The sequence below is a fragment of the Azospirillum sp. HJ39 genome (assembly GCF_041507355.1).
Lineage (GTDB): Bacteria > Pseudomonadota > Alphaproteobacteria > Azospirillales > Azospirillaceae > Azospirillum > Azospirillum thiophilum.
In genome coordinates this window covers 988,196-1,012,891 of the sequence record NZ_CP167905.1, presented here as the reverse complement: position 1 = coordinate 1,012,891, position 24,696 = coordinate 988,196, and the positions used below count along the sequence as shown (strand labels likewise).

17 protein-coding genes are annotated in these 24,696 nt (G+C 69.1%); 11 read left to right on the top strand and 6 right to left on the bottom strand.

Annotated elements, in window-relative coordinates:
- Positions 1 to 56 precede the first annotated feature (56 nt).
- A complete protein-coding gene (locus ABMY26_RS04940; protein ID WP_372394376.1) occupies positions 57 to 623 on the bottom strand; it encodes a cupin domain-containing protein in 567 nt (188 codons plus the stop codon).
- Positions 624 to 838: 215 nt separating this feature from the next.
- On the opposite strand from ABMY26_RS04940, the gene ABMY26_RS04935 reads away from it, so the two are divergent.
- From ABMY26_RS04935 to ABMY26_RS04925, 3 genes are read left to right on the top strand one after another with little or no spacing between them, the layout of a single operon-like run.
- A complete protein-coding gene (locus tag ABMY26_RS04935; protein WP_372394375.1) occupies positions 839 to 2,299 on the top strand; it encodes an NAD-dependent succinate-semialdehyde dehydrogenase in 1,461 nt (486 codons plus the stop codon).
- Positions 2,300 to 2,330: 31 nt separating this feature from the next.
- Positions 2,331 to 3,620, top strand: a complete 1,290-nt coding sequence (gene gabT, locus ABMY26_RS04930; RefSeq protein WP_372395102.1) for a 4-aminobutyrate--2-oxoglutarate transaminase — start codon at positions 2,331 to 2,333, stop codon at positions 3,618 to 3,620.
- Positions 3,621 to 3,679: 59 nt separating this feature from the next.
- Positions 3,680 to 4,882, top strand: a complete 1,203-nt coding sequence (locus tag ABMY26_RS04925) for a CaiB/BaiF CoA transferase family protein (RefSeq protein WP_372394374.1) — start codon at positions 3,680 to 3,682, stop codon at positions 4,880 to 4,882.
- Positions 4,883 to 4,961: 79 nt separating this feature from the next.
- On the opposite strand, the gene ABMY26_RS04920 is transcribed toward ABMY26_RS04925, so the two are convergent.
- Positions 4,962 to 6,662, bottom strand: a complete 1,701-nt coding sequence (locus ABMY26_RS04920) for a methyl-accepting chemotaxis protein (RefSeq protein ID WP_372394373.1) — start codon at positions 6,660 to 6,662, stop codon at positions 4,962 to 4,964.
- Between the two features lie 610 nt (positions 6,663 to 7,272).
- Here ABMY26_RS04920 and ABMY26_RS04915 point away from each other — a divergent pair.
- Positions 7,273 to 8,175, top strand: a complete 903-nt coding sequence (locus ABMY26_RS04915) for a DMT family transporter (protein WP_372394372.1) — start codon at positions 7,273 to 7,275, stop codon at positions 8,173 to 8,175.
- A 25-nt stretch (positions 8,176 to 8,200) separates the two neighbouring features.
- Here ABMY26_RS04915 and ABMY26_RS04910 read toward each other — a convergent pair whose 3' ends face one another.
- The 3 genes from ABMY26_RS04910 to ABMY26_RS04900 are packed head-to-tail and all read right to left on the bottom strand — an operon-like array spanning position 8,201 to position 11,030.
- Positions 8,201 to 8,575 (bottom strand): hypothetical protein, encoded by a 375-nt coding sequence (locus tag ABMY26_RS04910; RefSeq protein WP_372394371.1) that lies wholly within the window; start codon positions 8,573 to 8,575, stop codon positions 8,201 to 8,203.
- A 35-nt stretch (positions 8,576 to 8,610) separates the two neighbouring features.
- Positions 8,611 to 9,924, bottom strand: a complete 1,314-nt coding sequence (locus tag ABMY26_RS04905) for a hypothetical protein (RefSeq protein WP_372394370.1) — start codon at positions 9,922 to 9,924, stop codon at positions 8,611 to 8,613.
- Between the two features lie 2 nt (positions 9,925 to 9,926).
- Entirely contained in the window at positions 9,927 to 11,030 is a 1,104-nt protein-coding gene (locus tag ABMY26_RS04900; RefSeq protein ID WP_372394369.1) for a hypothetical protein, read from the bottom strand.
- Positions 11,031 to 11,251: 221 nt separating this feature from the next.
- On the opposite strand from ABMY26_RS04900, the gene ABMY26_RS04895 reads away from it, so the two are divergent.
- The 7 genes from ABMY26_RS04895 (at position 11,252) to ABMY26_RS04865 (ending at position 24,180) form a co-directional block, all read left to right on the top strand.
- Positions 11,252 to 13,237: an AsmA family protein gene (locus ABMY26_RS04895; RefSeq protein WP_372394368.1), complete on the top strand. Its 1,986-nt coding sequence runs from the start codon at positions 11,252 to 11,254 to the stop codon at positions 13,235 to 13,237.
- A gap of 92 nt (positions 13,238 to 13,329) precedes the next feature.
- Positions 13,330 to 15,105 (top strand): SLC13 family permease, encoded by a 1,776-nt coding sequence (locus ABMY26_RS04890; protein ID WP_372394367.1) that lies wholly within the window; start codon positions 13,330 to 13,332, stop codon positions 15,103 to 15,105.
- Between the two features lie 151 nt (positions 15,106 to 15,256).
- Positions 15,257 to 15,739, top strand: coding sequence for a hypothetical protein (locus ABMY26_RS04885; RefSeq protein ID WP_045586215.1), 483 nt, complete (start codon positions 15,257 to 15,259; stop codon positions 15,737 to 15,739).
- An 88-nt stretch (positions 15,740 to 15,827) separates the two neighbouring features.
- Entirely contained in the window at positions 15,828 to 16,118 is a 291-nt protein-coding gene (locus ABMY26_RS04880; RefSeq protein ID WP_372394366.1) for a hypothetical protein, read from the top strand.
- Positions 16,119 to 16,250: 132 nt separating this feature from the next.
- The gene (locus tag ABMY26_RS04875; RefSeq protein WP_372394365.1) at positions 16,251 to 17,414 is read left to right on the top strand and encodes an aminotransferase; all 1,164 of its coding nucleotides are present in this window, start codon (positions 16,251 to 16,253) and stop codon (positions 17,412 to 17,414) included.
- Positions 17,415 to 17,561: 147 nt separating this feature from the next.
- A complete protein-coding gene (locus ABMY26_RS04870; RefSeq protein ID WP_372394364.1) occupies positions 17,562 to 19,205 on the top strand; it encodes a sensor histidine kinase in 1,644 nt (547 codons plus the stop codon).
- A 196-nt stretch (positions 19,206 to 19,401) separates the two neighbouring features.
- Entirely contained in the window at positions 19,402 to 24,180 is a 4,779-nt protein-coding gene (locus ABMY26_RS04865) for an alpha-2-macroglobulin (RefSeq protein ID WP_372394363.1), read from the top strand.
- 198 nt (positions 24,181 to 24,378) lie between these two features.
- Here ABMY26_RS04865 and ABMY26_RS04860 read toward each other — a convergent pair whose 3' ends face one another.
- A complete protein-coding gene (locus ABMY26_RS04860; protein ID WP_045586219.1) occupies positions 24,379 to 24,567 on the bottom strand; it encodes a hypothetical protein in 189 nt (62 codons plus the stop codon).
- Positions 24,568 to 24,696: the final 129 nt, after the last annotated feature.

Sequence of the window (24,696 nt, the reverse complement as noted above, 5' to 3'; positions counted from 1 at the left end):
GCCCCCTCTCCCGCCCAGCGGGGGAGGGGCGGGGTGGGGGCCAACTCAGCCGGGCGTCACAGATACGGCGGCGTGCAGGCGCTGATCAGCTCGCACTCCACGTCGCCGATGTTGCGGAACCGATGCGGGATGCGGCTGTCGAAGAAATAGGCGTCGCCGGGGCCGAGCAGCTGCTTGCGGTCGCCGACCGTCAGCTCGATCTGGCCCCTGACGACGATGCCGCCCTCCTCGGACTCATGCTGCAGCATGGTCCGGCCGGTGTCGGCGCCGGGGGCGTAGCGTTCATGGAGGATTTGCAGGTTGCGGCTGCGCAGGTCGCCGACCTGCCGGAAGGAGACCTGTCCGACCGTGCCCTTCAACTCGCCGGCCAGCTCGATCAGCTCGCTGCCCTTGAAGAAGATCTGCTCGGGCGGTGGCAGATCGTCGGAGGAGAAGAATTCGGCCAGCGTCATCGGAATGCCCTGCAGCACCTTGCGCAGGGACGACACCGACGGGCTGCTGCGGTTCTGCTCGATCAGCGAAATGGTGCCGTTGGTCACTCCGGCTCGCTGGGCGAGCGCCCGCTGGGACAGCCCATGCTGCTCGCGGATCTGCTTCAACCTGGCGCCGACATCGAATTCCATCACCGGACTCCTGCTCCACTCCTGTTAACGCAATAGCCGATTCGCACAACCCCGTCATTAGAATATGAACAGTTAAACAGGGGTTGTTTAATTTATTAAACATGGTACGCTTCTTTCCAACATCGAGGCCCCTGAGCCGGAAGCCCTTGAAGTGAAAGGGCGATCCGGCCGGGCGCGGCCTGCCGGTCCAATCTCTCAATCCAGGGCGATCGAACATGCTGTCGTTGAACGACCAGGGTCTTCTCCGAACCAAGGGCTACGTGAACGGTGCGTGGCGCGCGGCCGATTCCGGGAAGAGCTTCCCGGTCACCAACCCGGCCACCGGCGCCGTCATCGCCGAGGTCGCCGACATGGGCGCCGCCGAGACGCGCGAGGCGATCGCCGCCGCCGACGCCGCGCTGCCGGCCTGGAAGGCCAAGACCGCCAAGGAGCGTGCGGCCATCCTGCGCCGCTGGTACGAGCTGATCCTGGCCGCTCAGGAGGATCTGGCCCAGCTGATGACCGCCGAGCAGGGCAAGCCGCTGACCGAATCGCGCGGCGAGGTGGTCTACGGCGCCTCCTTCATCGAGTGGTTCGCGGAGGAGGGCAAGCGCGCCTATGGCGACGTCATCCCCAGCTTTGCCGCCAACAAGCGCATCGTCGTCCTGAAGGAGGCCATCGGCGTCGTCGCGGCGATCACGCCGTGGAACTTCCCGAACGCCATGATCACCCGCAAATGCGCCCCGGCCCTGGCCGCCGGCTGCACCGTGGTGGTCAAGCCGGCCGAGGACACGCCGCTGTCGGCGCTGGCGCTGGCCGAGCTGGCCGAGCGTGCCGGCATCCCGGCGGGCGTCTTCAACATCGTGATGGGCCGCGACCCGGCCGCCATCGGCCACGAGCTGACCCACAGCCCGATCGTCCGCAAGGTCAGCTTCACCGGCTCGACCGAAATCGGCAAGCTGCTGATGCGGCAGGCCGCCAGCACGGTCAAGAAGGTGTCGCTGGAGTTGGGCGGCAACGCCCCCTTCATCGTCTTCGACGACGCCGACCTCGACGAGGCGGTCAAGGGCGCCATGGCGTCGAAGTATCGCAATGCCGGCCAGACCTGCGTCTGCGCCAACCGCCTGCTGGTCCAGGCCGGCGTCTATGATGCCTTCGCCGCCAAGCTGGCCGAGGCGGTCAAGCAGCTGAAGGTCGGCAACGGCGTCGAGCCGGGCGTGACCCAGGGGCCGCTGATCAACGCCGATGCCATCGCCAAGGTCGAGGAGCTGATGGGCGACGCGCTGGAGAAGGGCGCCAAGGTGACGCTGGGCGGCAAGCGCCACGCGCTGGGCGGCACCTTCTTCGAGCCGACCATCCTGACCGGCATCACCACCGAGATGCGCGTCGCCCGCGAGGAGATCTTCGGCCCGGTCGCCCCGCTGTTCAAGTTCGAGACGGAGGAGGACGCCATCCGCATGGCGAACGATACCGAATTCGGCCTCGCCGCCTATTTCTACAGCCGCGACATCGGCCGCGTCTGGCGCGTGGCGGAGAAGCTGGAATACGGCATCGTCGGCATCAACGAGGGCATCATCTCGACCGAGGTGGCTCCGTTCGGCGGCGTCAAGGAGTCCGGCATCGGCCGCGAAGGCTCCAAGTACGGCCTCGACGATTTCATGGAAGTCAAATACCTCTGCGTCGGCCTCGGCGCCTGACGCTTGCCCGACTTGCCTCAAGGATAAGACGATCATGAGCAACCAGTCCTACGTCGCGCGGCGCGAAGCCGCCGTTTCCCGTGGCGTGTCCGCCGGTCTGCCGATCTATGTCGATCGCGCCGAGAATTCGGAGCTGTGGGACATCGAGGGCAAGCGCTTCATCGATTTCGCCGGCGGCATCGCGGTGCTGAACACCGGCCACCGCCATCCCAAGGTGATGGCGGCGGTCAAGGCCCAGCTCGATCGCTTCACCCACACCTGCGCGATGGTCACGCCCTACGAGAGCTATGTCGAGCTGGCGGAGAAGCTGAACACGCTGGTCCCCGGCCCGACCCCGAAGAAGACCGCCTTCTTCACCAGCGGCGCCGAAGCGGTCGAGAATGCGGTGAAGATCGCCCGTGCCGCCACCGGCCGTCCCGGCGTCGTCGCCTTCTCCGGCGGCTTCCACGGCCGCACGCTGCTGACCATGGGCCTGACCGGCAAGGTCGTGCCCTACAAGGTCGGCTTCGGCCCGTTCCCGGCCGAGATCTTCCACGTTCCCTTCCCCAACCCCTACCGCGGGATCGGCGAGGCCGAGAGCCTGAAGGCGCTGGACAACCTGTTCAAGTCCGACGTCGATCCGGCCCGTGTCGCCGCGATCATCATCGAGCCGGTGCAGGGCGAGGGCGGCTTCAACATCGCCTCCCCGGCCTTCCTCCAGTCGCTGCGCGCCGTCTGCGACACCCACGGCATCGTGATGATCGTCGACGAGATCCAGACCGGCTTCGCCCGCACCGGCAAGCTGTTCGCGGTCGAGCATGCCGGGATCGAGCCCGATCTCGTGACCATGGCCAAGAGCCTGGCCGGCGGCTTCCCGCTGTCGGCGGTGACCGGCAAGGCGCATCTGATGGACGCCCCGGTTCCGGGCGGCCTCGGCGGCACCTATGGCGGCAACCCGCTGGCCACCAGCGCCGCGCTGGCGGTCATCGAGGCCATCGAGGAGGAGAAGCTGTGCGAGCGCGCCCAGGTGATCGGCGAGCGCATCGCCGACCGCTTCCGCGCGATGGGGCAGCGCAACAGCCTGCCGGTGGTCGGCGACGTCCGCAACCTCGGTGCCATGGTCGCCATGGAGCTGGTGACCGACCGCGAGACCAAGGAGCCGGCGGCCGACCTGACCAAGGCGCTGGTCGCCAAGGCGGCGGAGAAGGGCCTGATCCTGCTGTCTTGCGGCACCTACGCCAACGTGATCCGCGTGCTGGTTCCGCTGACCGCCTCGGATGCCCTGATCGACGAAGGTCTGGACATCATCGAGCGTTCGCTGGAAGAACTGGTCTCGGCGTGATGTTCCTCCCTCCCCCGCCCCGCGGGGGAGGGAGACCGATAATGCAGGAGGAAGAGACCTTGGCCGGACCCTTGTCGCACATCCGGGTGCTGGAGCTGTCGCGCGTGCTGGCCGGCCCCTGGTCGGCGCAGACGCTGGCCGATCTCGGCGCCGACGTGATCAAGGTGGAGCGGCCGGGGGCCGGCGACGACACCCGCGCCTGGGGGCCGCCCTGGGCCGGCGACCAGTCGGCTTATTTCCTGTCGACCAACCGTGGCAAGCGGTCCATCACCATCGACTTCGAACGGCCGGAGGGGCAGGAACTCGTCCGCAGGCTCGCCGCCCAGGCCGACGTCGTCATCGAGAACTTCAAGGTCGGCGGGCTGGTCAAGTACGGGCTGGACTATGACAGCCTGAAGGCGGTCAACCCCCGGCTGGTCTATTGCTCGATCACCGGCTTCGGCCAGACCGGGCCGTACCGCAACCGCGCCGGCTACGACTTCATGATCCAGGGCATGGGCGGGCTGATGAGCATCACCGGCCAGCCCGATGGTGAGCCGGGCGGCGGTCCGGTCAAGGTCGGGGTCGCGGTGACCGACATCTTCACCGGCCTCTATGCCACCATCGGCATCATGGGCGCGCTCGCCCATCGCGACCGCACCGGCGAGGGGCAGCAGGTCGACCTCGCCCTGCTCGACGTGCAGGTGGCGGTGCTGGCCAACCAGGCGATGAACTGCCTGGTCGGCGGCACGCCGCCGCAGCGCCTCGGCAACGCGCACCCGAACATCGTGCCCTATCAGGCCTTCGCCACCCGCGACGGCCACATCATCCTGGCGGTCGGCAATGACGGCCAGTTCGCCAAGTTCTGCACCGTCGCCGGGCGACCGGAGCTGGCACGGGACGAGCGCTACGCCACCAACCCGGCCCGTGTCGCCAACCGCAAGGAACTGGTGGCTGTGCTGGAGGAACTGATCCACGGCCGCGACAGCCATGACTGGCTGGGCGCGCTGGAGGCGGTCGGCGTGCCTTGCGGCCCGATCAACGACCTCGCCGCGGTCTTCGCCGACCCGCAGGTCCAGGCCCGCAACATCCGCCAGGACCTGCCGCACCCGACGCAGGGCAGCGTGCCGACGGTGGCGAGCCCGATCCGCTACAGCGCCACGCCGCTTGTCCACGACACCGCTCCGCCGACGCTGGGCCAGCACACCGACGCGGTCCTGGCCGAATCCCTCGGCCTGGGCGAGGCCGACATCGCGGCGCTGCGGGACAGCGGCGTGATCTGAGGCGGCGAAAGCGGACATCGTGACGGGGGGCCATCGGCGTCGGTTGCACCCCCCTCTTGTGGTAACGGACGCTTCGGCGTCAGGCCCGGCGAACGCCACGCAGGAATTCGTCAACCGCGGAACTGAGGGTCCTGGCTTCCCGCGAGAGTTCGCCTGCGGCGTCCAGCACCTGGCCCGCCATGCTGCCGCTCTGGCTGGCGGCTTGCTGTGCCTGAATGACGTTGACCGAGACCTCCTTGGTTCCGGAGGCCGCCTGCGTGACATTGCGTGAGATTTCCCCGGTCGCCGCGTTCTGCTCTTCGACGGCGGACGCGATGGCCGTGGTGATTCCGCTCATCTGGGTGATCGTCGCCCCAATACCCTTGATCGCTTCGACGGCGTCCGTGGTGACCGCCTGCATGCTGGCAATCTGAGCGGCGATCTCGTCCGTCGCACGGGCGGTCTGGGTCGCCAGATTCTTCACCTCCGACGCGACCACCGCGAACCCCTTGCCGGCATCGCCGGCCCGCGCGGCTTCGATGGTCGCATTCAGTGCCAGCAGGTTCGTTTGTCCGGCGATGCTCTGGATCAGCGTCACGACCTCGCCGATCTTCTGCGCGGCGTTGGCCAAGCCGGCAACGGTGTCGTTGGTTCGTGCCGCATTCTGGACCGCCTGCGTGGCGATCTGCGAGGAGGCGTTGACCTGTTTGGAGATTTCGACCAACGACGCCGACATCTCCTCGGCGGCGGCGGCCACGGTCTGGACGTTGGCGGAGGTCTGCTCGGCGGCCGCCGCCGATGCGCCGGCCTGCCGGCTGGTCTGCTCCGCGGTTCCGACCATCGACGTTGCCACCGACTGCATCCTGGTCGACGCAGTCGCGACGCTCTCGACCACCGACTTGACGCTGGCTTCGAAGCTCTGGGCCAGCGCCGCCATGCTCGCCTTGCGTTCCGCTTCCGCCTTTGCCTTGTTTCCCTCCTGTTCGGCAGTCAAGCGGGCATTCTCGATGGCGTTGTGCTTGAACACCTCGACGGCCTTTGCCATGGCACCGATTTCGTCCCGGCGGTCCTGTCCGTCGATCAGAACGCTGTTGTCACCGGCGGCCAGCCGCCCCATGACGGCGGTGATGCCGCGGATCGGTCCGGCGATGCCCCGCGACAGCAGGAGGCCTGCGCCGGCCGCGATGAGGATCTGGGCGGCGCCGCCGACGAGGTTGACCGTGTAGGAGGCTGAAAATGCCTCGGCCTGGTCCGCGGCGCGCTTGACGAGCAGGTCTCGCTCCATCTTGTCGATCTCGGCGATCTTGGCGCGCAACCCGTCCATCGATGCCTTTCCCGCACCGGAAGCCTCCAGGGCGCGTGCCTGTTCGCGGCTTTCCGGCTTGGCCATCAGCGCGATCTCTTTTTCGGCGACCGTCGTTCGCCACATCTGGGCGAACCGGTCCACTTCCGCCAGGCGGGCCTGCTGCACCGGATTGTCCGCAGTCCGTTGCTTTGCTTTCGCGAAGGCCTCGGCATAGGCACGCTGGCCAGCCCGGTACGGCTCTAGGAACTTGTCCTCGCCTGCAACCAGATAGCCACGGACACCGGTTTCCTGGTCCACCATGGACGCCATGATCTTGGAGACCTCTTCGAGAACCTCATATGTATGGGTGGTCCAGTCATTCGATCTCTCGATGAATGAGAGCTTGGAATAGCTGAAAAAGGAGACCGTCATTGATACGGCGACCAGAGATACGAATGCTCCGCCAATTTTCTTTGCGATCGAAAGATTTGCGAGGCTGAACATGGTCTTCTTCACTCCCAATACATCTTTATGACCTTGAGGTCAGGGGGCGGTAACTGGCCGGAAAAAACGCATTCAGCCATGAGATCATGCATTTTATTTCCTGCTCACATCTACCCCGGCATGTCCCTAGAGTATGAATGAGATATTAATGGCGTCTGTTCGTGCAGTTAGGTGTTGCTCCTATTGATATCCTGCAAAGCATTTGGTTCTAATCATTGACTAAGGTGCTGTTTCAAAAGAATGAATAGAGAGCCTCCCGAAAACCGGAGGTGGCTTTTGGCAAGTTCGGTGCATTTTAACGATGCATCCGCAAAAGGGCTGTGGAGCGCTTCCCTGGGTTGAGGCGGCCGGTCGGTGCGGCAGCGCTCCCGTCTCCTTTGTGGCTGGCTTACGGCAAGACATCGAACGTTCGCGCAGATGATGCCCTCGCCGCCCCGGTATCCGCCTGCATCGGCGCCAGCCATGGCGTATCGGCAACCGTCCTTGTCGCTCTTTGCCGTCGGGTGGGGCTTGCGCTGGATCGGTATTCCCGCAATACCGTTTCCCGTACGAAACGGTGGCAGGCCGAAATCTGCCGTCCTTCACGAATCATGCACCCAATCGAACCCCGGGCCGCTTTCCCATGACCGCCGCACCCGCGACCGACACCCGCCTCGGCATCCTGATGATGCTGGGCGGGATGACGCTTTTCACGCTGAACGATGCACTCGGCAAATGGCTGGTGGCCGACCATCCGGTCGCCATGCTGATCGCCGTGCGCAGCCTGTTCGGGCTGGCGGTGCTGGCGCCGATGATCCTGCGCGACGGCGTCGCCGCCGTCTTTGCCGTCCGCCGGCTGCCGCTGCACATGCTGCGCGTGGTGCTGATGACGGTGGACGTGGCCTGCTTCTACTGGGCGGTCGGCTATCTGCCGCTGGCCGACGTCATGACCATCTACATGGCGGCGCCGCTGATCGTCACCGCGCTGTCGGTGCTGGTGCTGCGGGAGAGCGTCGGCTGGCGCCGATGGGTGGCGGTGCTGGTCGGTTTCGCCGGCGTCGTGATCGTGCTCAACCCGACCGGCCGTTTCGATCTTTGGCCGTCGCTGGTGGCGCTGACCGGCGCCTTCATCTTTTCCGGCGGCGTGATCTCCACCCGCATGCTGCGCGACTCGTCCAGCCTGACGCTGGTCGGCAACCAGATGGTCGGCGGCCTGCTGATCGGCGGAGCGGCTCTGCCCTGGTCCTGGGTGGCGCCGGATTGGCTGGGATTCCTCCTGCTGGGGCTGCTGGGCATCTCGGCACTGGCCGGGCATGCCCTGATGAACCGCTCGCTGCAACTCAGCCCGGCCGCGGTGGTGGTCCCGTTCCAGTATGTCTCGATCCTGTGGGCGGTGATTCTCGACCTCGCGGTCTGGGGCACCGCGCCGACAATCCGCATGGGGATCGGCGCCGCCCTGATCATCGGCAGCGGCCTGTTCATCGTCTATCGCGAGCAGCGCCTGAAGCGCGGTGCGGTGGGCGGGGGCGTGGCGGAGGTGCCGTGAGCGGGCGTTCGATGCCGGCCTCCCCTCACTCCGCGAAGAAGCGCGGCTCCAGCGCGATCGTCACCGGTTCCGCCGGGCGCCAGCCATAGTCCCGGATGACGTCGTTGGACTCGGCCGGCCTGCGGTCGCCCTGCAGCGACCAGGTGATGTGATAGGTGGAGCCGTCCGGCCGGTCGCTGGCGCCGTCGATGGCGACGATCAGCGCCTGCACCCCCTCGTCGTCGTCGACGGTGCCGATGACCTCGCCGTGGGTGGCGGCGGGCAGCGCCTCCTGCGGGCCGACGCCGAAGGTCAGCGTCACATGGTCGGCGACCAGCCGTTCATAACGTGGCGGGAACAGGGCAAGCAGACGGTCGCGCTCCTCCGCGGGCAATTGCCATCCGGTGTATCCCGATCCCATGACCCGATCCTCCGAGCCGCAAGGCGCCGACGCACTCACTGCCGGCCGCCATTCATGATCCCGTCCATGATCTTGTTCGCCTCGGCCGACCCGGCAATCAGCTCGATCATGCGGATGGCGGTGTAGCCTGTGCGCGGGTTGCCGCCGGCCTGCCCGGCGAGCGCCTGCCGGGCCTTCTCGGTCAGCGACGCGGTGGTCTTCCGGGTCATCGCCTGCAACTCGCCGCGCAGGCCGAGCGTATCGGCGATGGTCGCGCATTTGCGCAGGGCACGCGCCTGGTTCTCCGCCTGGGCCAGCTGCGCCCGCCCGTCCTTGCCGCCGTCCAGCCCGCCCAGCGCCGCGACGATGCCGCTGTCGGCATCCTGCAGCACCTGGTCCCTGACCATGCCGTGGACGGAATTGCGGACCTGCTTCAGCCGCTGGTCGAACTCCCGGTTGCGGCTGTGCTCCATCGCCGTGCGGGTGGCGTCCAGGCTGGCGACGAGGCCGAGCGCGAGGTCGGCCACCGCCATGCGGTCGGTGCCGGCGCCGGGCGGAGCATTCTGGAAAGCGCGCGAGCGCTCCTCCATCTGGGCGACCACCGTGCCGCTCAGCGCCATGAACAGGGCGGCGCGGTCGGCAGGCTTCTGGCCCAGATCCATGTCCCACAGGCCGCTCAGCAGCACCGACGGGTCGGTCAGGCGCGAGGCGGCGAGCAGGACGAAGATCCGCAGCGCGTCCGGCTTGGTACGCGAGACGCGGCGGCCGATCGCCTGGATCGCCTCGACATGGTCGGCATGCAGCTTCGGCACCGGCTTGGGCGTCAGCGCCGCCTTCAGCTCGGCCACCTCGGGCGCGATCGACAGGATGGTGGCGATGTCGGCCAGCGCGCGCACCCGGTCGGGGTTCATCCGCAGCTCGAGCGCTTCGCTGTAGTGCCCGGCCACGGCGCCGTCGGCAAGCCGTGCCGCGGCGGTCGCGCATTCGGCCCAGAACGCCTCGGTCAGCGCCTTGCGCTCCGGCCCGGCCTGCAGGGCGGGGGCATAGCCGCGCAGTTGCTCCTTGCCGACCTGCGCCTCGACCAGCGGCCACAGGCTGTTCATCAGCGACCGTTCGATCACGCTCAGCGGCATCGGGTCGGCCTTGCCCAGCGCCTCGAACAGATCCTCGAACGGGTCGCAGAACAGCCGTTTCAGGGTCGGCCGGCGGCTCAGCCGCAGTTCGACCAGACGCGGGCGGATGACGGCGATGGTCCGCTGGATGTCGGGATGGTCGTTCATCTGCTCCAGCAGCCCGACCACCTGACGGAACTTGGCCTCGTCGATGTCCAGCAGCCTGTCGCCCAGCGCGACCAGATCCCTCATCTCCATGGTCAGGCCGCCCTTCCCTTGATCGTCTCGATCCGCATGACGAGATCGACGTCCAGCTGGCCGCTGCGCCAGTCGACATAGGCGCGCACCGACCGCCGCTGCGACGTGATCAGCTTGTCGGCCAGCAGCGCCTGGTCGGCGCGGCCCTCGTCCCTGGGCAGCAGCGGGATGACGCGGAAGATGTCGTGGACGGCCATGTCCTGGGTGTAGCGGTCCTGGGTGAGGGCGTCCGACCACAGCAGGATCAGGTATTCCCAGCCATCGAGCAGCCAGGACAGCCGGCTGGACGCCTTGCGGATCTGGGGGCGCTTGGTCTCCCACTGGCGCAGCAGCGGTTCGAAGGCGCCCATCGCCTGGTCGAGCTGGCCCATCACGGTGCGGGCATGGTTGACCGTGTGTTCCGCCACCTCGGCGCAGAAGCCGCCGATGGGGGCCGCTTCCGACACATTGTCCGTCGCCCAGTCGATCATGCTGTCGCGGAAGCCCTGCAGGTCGCGCATCAGCCGCCGCAGCCGCGCCGGCTTGGGCGACGTCGCCAGCCCGATCGGCTCCATCAGCACCGCCAGCTCGGCGATGCGGCCATAGAGTTCGGTCGGCTCCAGCGCCATCCGCTGGGCCGCCTTCATCATCAGCTCGCGGGTCAGCTTCTGCCCGTCCGCCGAGGTCAGGCCGATCCGCAGGATCTCGGTCGATTCCAGCCCGACCGCCTTCAGTGCCTCGACGATCAACTGGTAGTTGATCAGCAGCCGTTGCTCCTCGTCGTCCTGCAGCGCCGCTTCCGCCGCCGCGACGGCGCCGGCGCCGGCCAGACCGCAGCGCGCCGCCTCCAGCACCGCCTTGCGGATGTCGTCGGGCGAGCAGCCATCGGCCTTGGCGATCAGGTCGTGCAGCATGCGATCGTGCACGGTCATCGGGAAGGCCAGCGGCAGCGACTTCCACGGCACCACATAGACGCCGCGCCCTTCCGACAGGTTGGGAACCAGCACCTCCAGCAGGTCGCGGCTGTCCTTGCGCACCCGGGTCTGCGCCAGGACCGGCGTGGTGAAGGCCACCGCGGCGCCGCGTTCCTCGAAGGTGGAGGGGGCGAAATTGGTTAGGGATCGCATCTTGTCTGCGGCCGTGGATGGCAGTGAAGGTCGAAGCCGGCGGGTCGACCGATTACGACGCGTGAAAGCTGAATTTTGCGTTAAATACGATATAGACCGCCAAGGGGATAGCACGTTCGGGCGGGTGTGAAGGCTCTCTCGCGGTAGCCCGCGCCCCGGGCCTTCGCCGTTCCGTCCCCTGGCCCGTTGAGGATAGGGTTGCGCGGGGGAGGGCCGGCAGGATGGCAGCGGTGTTCAAGTGGATCGGCTACGGCCTGTTGGGGTTGGCCGGTTTCGTCGTGATCGGGATCGGGGCGTTCCTGTTGCTGTTCGACTGGAACGATGCCCGCGGCTTTGTCGCCCGGCGCGCCTCGGCCACCCTGAACCGCGAGGTCGCCATCGACGGCAATCTGCGCGTGCAGATCGGTAACCCGATCCGCATCCATGCGGAAGGGCTGCGCGTGGCCAATGCCGGATGGGCCGAAAACAAGGACATGGTGGCGATCCAGGCGCTGGACGCCACGCTGCGGCCCTGGCCGATCCTGCGCGGGAACTGGGAACTGCCCGAACTGACGTTCCAGGCGCCCCGGCTGATCCTGGAGAAGAACGGCAAGGGCGAGGCCAACTGGAATTTCGGCCCGCCCACGGCGGGCAGGGAGATCGCGAAGGAGGCCGCCACCCCCGACAAGCGCGGCGACCTGCCGGTGATCGGCCGGCTGTCGATCGCCGACGGCAGGCTCCGCTACCGCGATCCCACCGGTGACATCGACATCGACAACACCATCAGCACCGCGACCGGCGACAACGGTACCGACACGGTGAAGCTCGACGGCAAGGGCGATTTCGCCGGCAAGCCCTTCACCCTCGCGGTGGAGGGCGGATCGCTGCTGTCCCTGCGCGACGACCGGACGCCCTATCCGATCCGGATCGACGCCGCCGTCGGCAGGACCAAGGGCCGGATCGAGGGATCGGTGGCCGAGCCGGTGAAGCTGGAGGGCATCGACCTGTCTGTGGCGCTCAGCGGCGACGATCTGGCGGAGATCTTTCCCATCCTCGGCATTCCCACGCCCAAGACGCGCCCCTATTCCATCTCCGGCCACTTGTCGCGCGAGGGCGGGCTCTGGGCCTTCCACGGGATGAACGGCAAGGTCGGCGAAAGCGACCTGTCCGGCGACTTGTCGGTGGACACCAACCGCGAGCAGCCTCTGGTGAAGGCCGAGCTGACCTCCGACCGGCTGGCGGCGCAGGATCTCGTCGGCCTGATCGGAGCCTCGCCCCGCGGCAGCGGCGACTATCCCACCCGGGCGCGCGGCCGTGTCATCCCGGCCACGCCGGTCAACGTGGAAATTCTGCGCAACGCCGACATGGACATCCGCCTGCGCGGCAAGCATGTGGAGGCTCCCTTCACCCCGCTGGAGGATCTCGATCTGACGATCCGGCTGACCGGCGGCGACCTTCATTTCGACCCGCTGTCGCTCGGCATCGGCGGCGGGCGGATCACCGGAGCGGTTCAGGTGGACGGCAGCCGCAAGGTGCCGGCGCTGCGCACGAACCTCGACATCCGCGCCATGAAGCTGTCGACCTTCTTCAAGGAGACCTCGTTCGCCGGCCAGATCGGCGGCACGGTGGCCGGGCGCATCCAGCTGGCCGGCAGCGGCGGCACGGTGGCCGACCTGCTGGCGAACTCCGACGGCAAGATCGGCATGTCGGTGGACGGCGGCCGCGTCACGTCCCTCGCGGTCAAGGGGCTCAAGACCAATATCCTGGAGACGCTGGGCGTCGTCCTGACCGGGTCGAAGCCGATGCCCTTCAACTGCCTGGTCGCCAACATGTCGGTGGAGAAGGGCATCGCCCGGGCCGAGGCGCTGGTGCTCGACACGCCGGAAACGCTTGTCACCGGCAAGGGCACCGTCAGCCTGCGCAACGAGGCGCTGGACCTGCGCATCGTCGGCGATTCGAAGGAAGCGCAGATCTTCGCCACCCATGTCCCGGTGCTGGTGCGCGGCACCCTGGGCGCTCCCGACATCGGCATCGACCCCACCGAGTCGGCCGCCCGCGGCGCGGCGGCGGTGGCGCTGGGCGTTCTGCTGACGCCGCTTGCCGGCGTGCTGCCGTTCCTTGACCCGGGCAGCGATGAGCAGCCACAGTGTGGCCGGCTGGTGCGGGACGCCCGCTCGCCGGACAAGGGATCGACCGAGGGGGCGCCCGCATCCGGCTCGGCGCGCTGACCGTCACCCGGCTCCTCCGGAGCCCGGCCGCCGTTTCGTCATATCCCGGTCCAGGTCCACGATCTCCGTCAGGAAGGACACCGCGCCACTCTATGACCATCGAACAGATGTTTTCGTTCGGCATCATCGGCGCGGTGATCGCGCTGCTGATCTGGGACCGGCTGCGCTACGATCTCGTCGGAATGCTGGCCCTGCTGGCGTCGGTGGCTGCCGGCATCGTTCCCGCGAAGGAGGCCTTCCAGGGATTTTCCGACGACATCGTCGTCATCGTCGGCTCCGCCCTGGTGGTCAGCGCCGCCGTCGGCCGCTCCGGCGTGGTCGAGGCGGCGATGAGGCCGCTGGCTGCGCGGATGACCACCGTGTGGGCGCAGGTGGTGATCCTGGCCGGGGCGGTGACCCTGCTGTCGGCCATCGTCAAGAACATCGGCGCGCTGGCGATCTTCATGCCCATCGCCCTCCAGGTCGCGCGCCGGACCGGCACGCCGGTGTCGATGCTGCTGATGCCGATGGCCTTCGGGTCGCTGCTCGGCGGGCTGATGACGCTGGTCGGCACCTCGCCCAACATCATCGTCTCGCGCGTGCGCGCCGAGATGACCGGCGAGCCCTTCCGCATGTTCGACTTCACGCCGGTCGGGCTGGTGATCGCGGTGGTCGGCGTCGCCTTCCTGGCGGTGGGCTACCGGCTGCTGCCGAAGGGGCGGGCGTCGGCCGCCGGGCCGGCCTTCAACATCGACGACTACACGGCGGAGGCGCGGCTGCCCGCCGGTTCCCAGTTCGTCGGCCGCACGGTGGCGGAGCTGGAGAAGTTCGGCGAGGGCGAGGTGACGCTCGCCGCCATCGTGCGGGAGAATTACCGGCGCTACGTCCCGTCCGGCCACTGGGTGCTGTTCGCCGACGACATCCTGGTGCTGGAGGGCGACACCACGGCGCTGGCCGACGTGGTCAAGCGCGCCGGCCTGCGCATGATGCACGACAAGGACCTGGAGGGGGTCGAGAACGAGGACGACATCGCCGTCGTCGAGGCGGTGGTGGAGCAGCGCTCCGCCCTGACCGGGCACAGCATCGAGGAGCTGAGCCTGCGCGAGCGGTACGGCGCGAACCTGCTGGCGCTCAGCCGGCGCGGCCGGCCGATCCGCCAGCGGCTGCGCCGGGTCCGCCTGCAGCCGGGCGACCTCGTGGTGCTGCAGTGCCGGCAGGCCGCCATGTCGGACACGCTGGCCGAGCTGGGATGCCTGCCGCTGGCCGGGCGCGACCTCGCCATCGGCCGCACGCCCAAGCGCGCGGTGGCGGTCGCCGTGCTGGCGCTGACGGTGGTGCTGGTCGCCACCGGCGCGTTGCCGGTCGCCATCGCCTTCTTCGGCGCGGCGGTGGCGATGACCGCCTTCAAGGTGGTCACCCTGCGCGAGGCCTACGATGCCGTGGAATGGCCGATCCTGGTGCTGCTGGGCTCGCTGATCCCGGTCAGCGAGACCCTGCGCACCACCGGCGGGACCGAGCTGATCGCCGGCTTCCTCTCCGGTGCGGCGCAGAGCCTGCCCCCCATCGGAGCATTGGGGCTGATCATGGTGGCGGCGATGGCGGTGACGCCCTTCCTCAACAACGCGGCGACCGTGCTGGTGATGGCGCCCATCGGCGCCAGCCTCGCCACCCATCTGGGTCTGCGGCCCGATGCCTTCCTGATGGCGGTGGCGGTGGGGGCCGGCTGCGACTTCCTCACCCCCATCGGCCACCAGTGCAACACGCTGGTGATGGGGCCGGGCGGCTACCGGTTCGGCGATTACTGGCGGCTCGGCCTGCCGCTGTCGATCATGGTGGTGGTGTTGGGCACCGCGGCCATCGCGCTGTTCTGGCCGCTGGTGCCGCACTGACCGGGCTGACCGGGCTTCGCCCGGGTGGGGCGTGTCGCCCCGGGCGGGACGGGGATTGCGGCCTCACGGATTTGTGTAGCGAGCGACCGGTTCCGTCCACTGCCGGACTGGTGTAGGCTTCCCTCTGGCAAGAGCCGGGCGGGAGGCGGAGATGTCGGTGTGGCGCCGCTATCTGGTGAAGGACGTGACCGGACGACTCGTCGACCTGCCGAGTCGCCTGTTCGACAGTGCCGATGACGGCACAGCCCCCTTGCCGCATTTCGCCGGACGCTGCGTCGAGCTGGTGGCCGCGGTGATCGTCGGCGACCGTGTCTCCCACGGCCGCGTGACCGAGCTGGCCTTCACCAAGCTGTATTTCGACCAGCTCGGCTATGTCGACGCCGCCAAGCGCGAGCGGATGATCCGCCTGATGCTGGAAAGCTGCGCCGACCGCCGCTGCGGTTCGCACCGGCAGGATTCGCACCGGCAGGGCGACTGTTCCCGGCTGGCCCACCGCGCCGGTGCCGCCCGCGACCAGCTCAGCCGCGAATTCGGCTGGGAACCCAAGCCCGACGAACGCGACGCGGCGCTGAGCCGCCTCGACCCTGCCCGCCTGCGCGCCGCGCATCGGGAACCCGCCCAGACGCTTCACTGACGGGCGCCATGGGGGAGGGGGCCTTTTCGATCGGCCGCCCACGGCCCATATGCAGGCCATTCCCAGCTTGGAGCCTTGCGAACCGTCGATGAGTCGTCCCGATCCCGCCCAGACGCTGTCTTTCGCGCGCGTGCGCCAGTTGGCACTGATCGGCGCCGGATGCACCATCATGCTGCTCGGCGTGCTGATCGCACCGCTTCCGGGGCCCGGCGGCCTGCCGGTGCTGCTGCTGGGCGGCGTGCTGGTGTTGCGCAATTCCGCCGACGCCCGCCGCCTGTTCGTGCGGGGCAAGCGGCGTTATCCCCGCATCTTCAGTCCGGTGGAGCGCATCCGCATGAAGCTGCGCGACCGACGGTTGCGCAAGATGAACCGCGGCTGAGCGGAAGGCTATCGGACGGCTTTCCTGGCAGCCTTCCGCAAGGCCCCGGGTCAGCCCTGCGGAAGCGGATGCTGGACAGCGCCGCCCCGCTGCCTCCATCTTGTGCGCCGGTTCGCATGAGGAGGCATACCGGTGAAGTCCGGCAACGCGCTGCTGTCCAGCTACGGCACCACCATCTTCGAGGTCATGTCCCGCTTGTCGGAGGAGCATGGCGCGATCAATCTTGGCCAGGGGTTCCCCGACGACCGCGGGCCGGCCGACGTGCTGCAGACCGCGGCCGATGCGCTGCTGACCGGCTGGAACCAGTACCCGTCGATGATGGGCACCCCCGACCTGCGGCAGGCGCTGGCGGGCCATGCCCGTCGCTTCTACGGGCTGGACGTCGACTGGAAGACCGAGACCATGGTCACCTCCGGCGCGACCGAGGCGCTGACCGCCTGCCTGCTCGGCCTGATCGATCCGGGCGACGAGGTGGTGCTGTTCCAGCCCATGTACGACAGCTACCTGCCGATCGTCCGGCTGGCCGGCGGCGTGCCGCGCTTCGTCTCGCTGAAGGCGCCGGACTGGAGCTTCAGCCGTGCCGACCTGGAGGCGGCCTTCTCGCCCCGCACCAAGCTGGTGCTGATCAACGATCCGCTGAACCCCGCCGCCAAGGTCTTCGGCCGCGAGGAGCTGGAGCTGATCGCCGAGTATGTGCAGCGCTTCGATGCGCTCGCCGTCTGCGACGAGGTGTACGAACACATCGTGTTCGACGGCCGCCGCCACATTCCGCTGATGACGCTGCCGGGCATGCGCGACCGCTGCCTGAAGATCGGTTCGGCCGGCAAGACCTTCTCGCTGACCGGCTGGAAGGTCGGTTACGTCACCGCCCCGCCGCACCTGCTGCAGCCCGTGGCCAAGGCACACCAGTTCCTCACCTTCACCACCCCGCCCAACCTCCAGGCCGCCGTCGCCTACGGGCTCGGCAAGGAGGAGGGGTATTTCACCGCCCTGGCCGGCGGGCTGCAGGCCAAGCGCGACCGGCTGTCGGCCGGACTGCGCTCCGCCGGGTTCGACGTGCTGCCGGGGGCCGGCACCTATTTCGTCGTCGCCGACATCTCCCGCTTCGGCTTCGACGGCGACGATCAGGCCTTCTGCCGCTGGCTGGTGGCGGAGGCGAAGGTCGCGGCCATCCCCGTCAGCGCCTTTTTCGTGGAAAACGCGCCGACCACCGTCGTCCGCTTCTGCTTCTCCAAGAAAGACGAAGTGCTCGATGAGGCCATCGCCCGTCTGCGCAAGCGTTTCGCCACCCAATAGGCGCGGACAACAAAGAATGTTCTCTGTGGTGATTATCGAAATTTTTGACAAGTTTTAACTGATCGATGCGATGATCGGCCTGCCCCCGCCGATCACTCGCCGACAGCAGCAGAGCGGCCGGGGCGGTGGAACGGCGGAGCGCACGGCATGCCACGTCTCCCGGCCTTTCGGTTCCCATCCTTCCGGAACGGCGTCCTGGCGGGCGCCGCCCTGGCGCTCGCCGGGGTGTGGGGCGGCTATGCCGTGATGGCCTCCGCCATGCTGGACAACCAGACCCGCGAAGCCGTCGCCAATGCCGAGGCGACGGTCCGCGCCTATGAAAGCAGCACCAGCCGCACCCTGCACGACGTCGACATGACGCTGCGCTTCTTTGCGGAGCGCTATGCGGAAGGCGGCCTGCCCCGTGCCCGCCGGATCATCGACGACGGGTTGTACGATGCCGCCCTGATCCATCATTTCAGCATCTTCGCTCCCGACGGTACCCAGCTCTTCCGCAGCGAGGGCACCGGTCCGCCCGATACGCTCGACGGCACCGACGCCCTGGCCTACCACCGGGACGAGGGACGGGCGCTGATGAAAATCGGGCCGTCCCGGGGCGCGTCGGCCACCGGCCATCCCCTGCTGCGGCTTTCCCGCCGGCTGGAGGATTCAGCGGGCGAATTCGCCGGGATCGCGGTCGCCAACCTCGACCCGGACCGGCTGTCCGGCTTCTACCGGCAGGCCGACGTCGGTCGTCACGGCGTGGTGACGCTGGTCGGGCTCGACCGGATCATCCGCGCCCGCGGTGCCAAGGACGGGCGCGATGCCGTCGGGCTGGCCGTCCCGGACTCGGCGCTGTGGGCGGCGGCCCGGCGGTCGCTGACCGGGGTCTATTGGCAGGACAGCGCCGTCGACGGCATCCGCCGCGTCATTGCCTATCGCCCGGTCGAAGGCTATCCGCTGATCCTGACGGCCGGCATCGCCGCGGTGGACATCGCCGAGGCGGTCGCCGGCTTCCGCCGCCAGATGCGGATCATCGCCGGGCTGCTCAGCGTGTCGGTGCTGCTGGTCGCCGGCTTTCTTCTGATCCAGCACCGCAATTCCGAACGGCTGGCCGTCGCGCTGGCGGTCAACCGCGATTTCCTGGCCCGCGTCAGCCACGAGCTGCGCACCCCGCTGAACGCCATCCTCGGCTTTTCCGAGATCATCGGGGGCCAGATGTTCGGTCCCGACGCCGGTCCGCGCTATGCCGACTATGCCCGCGACATCCACGCCTCGGGCCGGCATCTGCTGACGCTGATCGACGACATCCTCGACCTGTCGCGCCTCCAGGCCGGCAAATTCGCCCTGCATATGGAGGATGTCGATCCCGTCGCCGCCGCCGAATGGGCGGTCCGCATCGTCACTCCCCAGGCGGAGCAGAAGAACATCCGGCTGGAGATCAACCGCCCTCCAGTGCCGGCCGTCCTGCGCGCCGACGAACGGGCGCTCAAGCAGATGCTGCTGAACCTGCTCGGCAACGCGCTGAAATTCACCCAGGAGAACGGGCGGGTCAGCATCTCGATAGGGCGGGGCGTCCATGGCCGCTGCATCCTGCGGGTGACCGACAACGGCATCGGCATGACGGCGGAGGAATTGCGGCAGGCGTCCGTTCCCTTCGGCCAGGCGTCGGCCCTCACCACTCATCCGGGGCGCGGCACCGGGTTGGGCCTGCCGATCGTCAAGTCGTTGATCGAGGCCCATGGCGGGCATCTCCGCATCGACAGCCGTCCCGGACAGGGCAGCCAGGTGACGCTGGAATTCACCGGCTGACGCTTCGCCGTCCCGGTGGGCGGCCCGGTGGGGCGATCTCCTGGCGGACGATCTGCCGGCGGGCGCCGCAAAGCCATGGCGAAACCCCTGCCGCTTGGGCATACTCCGCGCCGGTTTTGTCCAGGTCCGAGCCGACGCCAGGGCTGTCCCCGGTCATGCGGTTTCGGATCCACCGGGGAATTGGGGCCTGTCTCGAATGTTGCGTGCGCTGGCGCGTGTCTGTGCCGTTCTCGTCGCGTGCTCCGGCACGTTCGTCGTCACCCGGACGCTGGCCGCCGATCCGCCGGCCGAACCAGTCCCCTTCGGCGTCGCGAGCGTCGAGGTGGTGGCGGAGCGTGATACCCCCCAGGCCTGCTTCACCTTCACCGACCGGCTGGAGCGCTCGCGCGCGGTGAACTACCGCGACTATGTCGTGGTCGAGCCGGCGGTGGACGGTGCCGCCATCGCCCGCGACCGCACGCTGTGCGTGGAGGGGCTGCGCCATGGCGAGACCTTCCGGGTCACGCTGAAGGACGGGCTGCCCGGCGCCGACGGCAAGCGGCTGCCGGCCGCCGACACCCGCGAGGTGCAGGTGCCCAACCGCAAGGCGTCGCTCGCCTTCCGCGGCGCCGGCTACATCCTGCCGCGCGTCGGGGCGGAGGGGCTGCCGCTTCGTTCGATCAACCTCGACCGCGCGAAGCTGCAGGTGCTGCGCATCGTCGACCGGGCGCTGGTCGAGAAGATCTATTTCGGCCGCATCACCCAGCAGATGACCGACTACGACATCGGCGAGATCCTGGACAAGGCGGGGCAGGAGGTGTGGCGCGGCGAGATGGGCATCGGCAACCAGCCCAACCGCACCGTCACCACCGCCTTCCCCATCGACGCCGTGCTGGGCCGGCTGGATCCCGGCGTCTATGTCGCCGTCGCCGGCGTAGACGAGATCAAGCCGGGCGGCTGGGACCGCAAGGCGACCCAATGGTTCGTCGTCTCCGACCTCGGCCTGAACACCATCCTCGGCGAGGATTCGCTGGTGGTCTTCGCCCGCTCGGTCCAGACCGCCGCGCCAGCCGCGGGCGTCGACCTGCGTCTGGTCGCCCGCAACGGCGCCGAACTGGGCCGCCTGCAGACCGGGGCGGACGGGCTCGGCCGCTTCGACCTCGCGGCATTGCGCGCCGCCGGGACCGAGCCGGCGCAGGCGCTGTTCGCCGCGCGCGGCGACGGCGACTTCGCCGTGCTCGACCTGACCGCCGGCGGCGCCCCGTCGGCCGAGTCGCCGGACAAGCCGGCGCCGATCCGTCCGGTTGCCGGCGGGCCCGACGCCTATCTCTACACCGAACGCGGCATCTACCGGCCGGGCGAGACGGTGCAACTGACCGCCCTGCTGCGCGACGCCGAACTCAACCCGCCGCCGGCCGGCAAGGCGTTGACGCTGCGCATCCTGCGCCCCGACGGGTTCGAGGTGGAGCGGCGGACGGTCGCCGACAGCGGGGCCGGCGGCTACGCCACCCGCATCGACCTGCCGATGAATGCCTATCCCGGCAACTGGCTCGTCACCGCCCATGCCGAACCGGACGGCCCCGCCATCGGCAAGGTCGAGTTCCTGCTGGAGGATTTCGTGCCGCCGCGGCTGGACCTGACGCTCGCCTCCGCGACGACCGAGCTCGCGGCGGATGGCGAGGCGGACATCGGCCTCGACAGCCATTATCTGTACGGTGCGCCGGCCGCCGGCCTGCCGGGCGAACTGACGGTGACGCTGCGCGCCGCCGCCAACCCCTATCCCACCTTGCCCGGCTATCATTTCGGGCTGGTGCAGGAGGAGGTGAAGCCGGCCCGCGCCGACCTGCCGGGCTTCATCACCGACCAGAACGGATCTGCCCGGCTGAAGGTGAAGCTGCCGCGCCCGCCCGACAGCACCCGCCCGCTGGAGGCGGTGGTGCGCGCCACCCTGTTCGACATCGGCGGGCGCCCGGTCGGCCGCGACTTCGTCCTGCCGGTGCGCCACCAGCCCTTCGCGATCGGCATCAAGCCGCGCTTCGAGGGCGACGGCGTTCCGGAGGGGGCGACCGCCGGCTTCGACGTCGTCGCCGTCGGGCCGGACGGCAAGCCTGCCGACCGCGCCGACCTCTCCTACGAGCTGTTCGAGGAGGAGTACGACTATGCCTGGTACGAGGCGAACGGCCGCTGGGACTACAAGGTCACGGTGAAGGACCGGCGCGTCACCGGCGGCACCCTGTCGGTCCAGGCTGCCGGCCCGGCCGCGGTCGAGGCGCCGGTCGCCGCCGGCCGCTACCGGCTGGAGGTGTTCGATCCCAAGACCGGCGTCGCCACCAGCCTGCGCTTCGCCGCCGGCTGGTGGATGACCCCGACGGCCGGCGAACGGCCGGACGCGGTCGACGTGTCGGTGATGATGCCGGCCTACCGTGCCGGGGAAAGCGCCTGGATCTTCGTCAAGCCGCCCTATGACAGCCAGGTGCTGGTCGCGGTCGCCGACCGCGGCGTCACCTTTGCCGTCACCCGCGCCATCGGCCCGCAGGGCGCCTTCCTGGAAATCCCTGTCGGCCAGGGCTGGACCAGCGGCGCACACATTCTGGCGACCGCCTTCGCCACCTCCGACCCGCAGTCGAAGACGCCGCCGCGCCGCGCCGTCGGCCTGTCCTGGCTGGCGATGGACAAGGCGCCGCGCACGCTGGATGTCCGCCTGTCCACCCCGGCGGAGGTCGAGCCGCGCCGCGCCATGACCGCCGACGTGACGGTGGAGGGCGTGGCCGAGGGCAAGCCCGCCTTCGTCACGCTGGCCGCCGTCGACGAATCGGTGATGCAGCTGACCGACCAGCCCTCGCCGGATCCGGCGCGCCATTATCTGGGCAAGCGGCCGCTGACCGTCGAGCTGCGCGATTCCTACGGCCGCCTGATCGATCCGGCCAGCCTGGACGCCGCCCGCCCGCCGGCCCAGCCGGCGCCGCGGCTGCGCCAGGTTTCCGGGCCGGTCCCGCCCAAGTCGGAACGGGTGGTGTCGCTCTATTCCGGCATCCTGACGGTGGGTGCCGACGGCAAGGTCGCGGTGCCCTTCGAGCTGCCCGACTTTCAGGGACGCCTGCGCCTGATGGCGGTGGCCTGGAGCGAGGGGCGGACCGGCCGTGCCGACAGCCAGCTGCTGGTCCGCGATCCGGTGGTCGCCGACGCCGTGCTGCCGCGCTTCCTCGCGCCCGGCGATTCGGCGCAGGTGCTGCTGTCGCTCGACAACCTCAACGGCCCGTCGGGCGACTACCGCATGACGCTCGGCGCGGAAGGGGCGGTGGCGATCCTGCAGGGCGGGGAGGATGCCGGGATCGACGTGCCGAAGCTGGCGCGCGGCAAGCGGGCCACTGCCGGCCGGGTGCTGACCGCCACCGCCATCGGCGCCGGGCATGTCACGCTGGACGTCACCGGGCCGGACGGCCTGCGCGTCACCCGGCGCTGGGACGTCACCGTCCGTTCGGCCTCGCCTGCGGTGTCGCGCCACAGCGTCGCCGCCCTGCCCACCGACAAGGGGCTGGCGATTCCCGCCGACATCGCCGCCGGCCTGCGCCCGGAGACCGTCGCCATCGGCGCCACCGTTTCCTCCCTGCCCGACCTCGACGTGCCGGGACTGCTGTTCGCGCTCGACCGCGCCGCGCTGGGCGGTGCGGAGCAGACGGCCAGCCGCATCCTGCCGCTGCTGTCGATGAGCGACCTCGCCGCCGGCCTCGGCATCGCGCCGGAGGACCGCATCAAGGCGCGGGTCCAGCGCGGCATCGACCGGCTGCTGACCTTCCAGCGGTCCGACGGTGCCTTCGCGGCGTGGTCGCCGAAGGGCGACCTCGATCCCTGGCTGACCGCCTACGCCGTCGACGTGCTGGGCCGGGCGAAGGCCGCGGGCTACCGCATCCCGGACCAGCCCTACCGCAAGGGATTGGACTGGCTGAAGCAGGCCATCGACAACGCCTGGGTGGAAACCGCCGACCTGCCGGGCCGCGCCTATGCCCTCCATGTGCTGGCGCGGGCGAAGATGATCGACGCCGGTGCCGTCCGTTATTTCCGCGAGAATTACTGGGACCGGCTGCCGACCGACTTCAGCCGGGCGCAGATCGCCGCCGCCATGGCCGTGCTCGGCGACCAGCCGGGGGCGGCCGAGGCGTTCGCCAAGCTGACCGGCGCCCGCATGGTGACCGCCGGCCTGCGCGACCAGGGCTCCTCCCTGCGCGACGAGGCCGGCGTGGTCGCGCTGATGGCCGAGAGCGGCGCGGTGGAGCGCGACCGCATCTTCCAGGCGGGCGACCGCGTGGCGAAGACCTTCGCCGCCGTCCGCACCACCAACCCGCAGGAACAGGCGTGGCTGCTGCTGGCGGCCAAGGCGCTGGCCGACCGGGCGGCGCCGATGAAGCTCGCCATCGCCGACCAGACGGTGGAGAACGCCAAGCCGCAATTCCTGCGCATCGACCCCGCCGCCCCGCCGGCAATCCGCAACCTGGGCGGCGAGGTTCGCCAGACCCTGTCGGTGGCCGGGGTTCCCGACCGGCCGGCGGGGCCGGAAGAGCAGGGGATGACCATCCGCCGCCGCCTGTTCGACATGGCCGGCCGGCCGGTCGACCCTGCCGGGGTGCGTCACAACGACCTGCTGGTGGTGATCCTGGAGGGCGAGGTCGGCGACCCGCTCGACCATTCGGTGCTGGTCAGCGATCCGCTGCCGGCCGGCTTCGAGATCGAGAATGTCCGGCTCGCCAACAGCGGCCAGCTCGGCAAGCTGTCCTGGCTGGGCGACTTGTCGGCGGTGCGCAACGTCGAGTTCCGTGACGACCGCTTCGTTGCCGCCGTCGATCTGCCGAAGTCGGCGCCCCGCTTCCGCCTGGTCTATCTGGTCCGTGCGGTCACACCCGGCGACTTCGCGGATCCGGGTGCCCAGGTGCAGGATCTGCAACGCCCGCACCTGTCTGCCCGCACCGGGGTGTCGCGGCTGCGCGTGCTGCCGGAGTGATGCCAGCGGCACTGGTCATAGACCTGTACCGCTGGAGGGCCGCGACTGCGGCCCCGCGGGCACATGCCCGCGATAGCCAAGCGGGCGGACGCCCGTGCCGGCGATTGAGGAAATGGCTTTCGATGGGGGACCATCGAAAGCCATTGGTATGAAGTGGGCGGGCGGGGCGGACAACCGGTCCCCCGCCCGCCCACAGCCCTACAGATAGCTCTGCTCCCTCCTGTGCTCCTCGCGCCGGCGGGCGAGCAGGGTCAACGCGGCCACCACGACCGCGAAGCACAAGGTCAGCAGAACGTAGAAGGCCAGTGCGAGGCCGACCGTCATGGTGCCGACCAGCACCATGGCCAGTATCCAGACGCCCAGCGATACGATGGCGCGCGCCGACATGGGTTGTCTCCTATACCCTGTCCCGATCCGTCCGAATTTCGGAAGTCCGGAAAACCACCCGGAAATTCCGCCGCGGCCTTCTGCGGCCGTCTGTCCGTCGCCGTGCCCGCTCCCCATCTTCGAAGTACG

Bases quoted from the DNA above. Each gene is read 5' to 3' on its own strand.
- ABMY26_RS04940 (WP_372394376.1), bottom strand. From the start codon at position 623: ATGGAATTCGATGTCGGCGCCAGGTTGAAGCAGATCCGCGAGCAGCAT.
- ABMY26_RS04935 (WP_372394375.1), top strand. From the start codon at position 839: ATGCTGTCGTTGAACGACCAGGGTCTTCTCCGAACCAAGGGCTACGTG.
- ABMY26_RS04915 (WP_372394372.1), top strand. From the start codon at position 7,273: ATGACCGCCGCACCCGCGACCGACACCCGCCTCGGCATCCTGATGATG.
- ABMY26_RS04910 (WP_372394371.1), bottom strand. From the start codon at position 8,575: ATGGGATCGGGATACACCGGATGGCAATTGCCCGCGGAGGAGCGCGAC.
- ABMY26_RS04905 (WP_372394370.1), bottom strand. From the start codon at position 9,924: ATGGAGATGAGGGATCTGGTCGCGCTGGGCGACAGGCTGCTGGACATC.
- ABMY26_RS04900 (WP_372394369.1), bottom strand. From the start codon at position 11,030: ATGCGATCCCTAACCAATTTCGCCCCCTCCACCTTCGAGGAACGCGGC.
- ABMY26_RS04895 (WP_372394368.1), top strand. From the start codon at position 11,252: ATGGCAGCGGTGTTCAAGTGGATCGGCTACGGCCTGTTGGGGTTGGCC.
- ABMY26_RS04890 (WP_372394367.1), top strand. From the start codon at position 13,330: ATGACCATCGAACAGATGTTTTCGTTCGGCATCATCGGCGCGGTGATC.
- ABMY26_RS04885 (WP_045586215.1), top strand. From the start codon at position 15,257: ATGTCGGTGTGGCGCCGCTATCTGGTGAAGGACGTGACCGGACGACTC.
- ABMY26_RS04880 (WP_372394366.1), top strand. From the start codon at position 15,828: ATGAGTCGTCCCGATCCCGCCCAGACGCTGTCTTTCGCGCGCGTGCGC.
- ABMY26_RS04870 (WP_372394364.1), top strand. From the start codon at position 17,562: ATGCCACGTCTCCCGGCCTTTCGGTTCCCATCCTTCCGGAACGGCGTC.
- ABMY26_RS04865 (WP_372394363.1), top strand. From the start codon at position 19,402: ATGTTGCGTGCGCTGGCGCGTGTCTGTGCCGTTCTCGTCGCGTGCTCC.
- ABMY26_RS04860 (WP_045586219.1), bottom strand. From the start codon at position 24,567: ATGTCGGCGCGCGCCATCGTATCGCTGGGCGTCTGGATACTGGCCATG.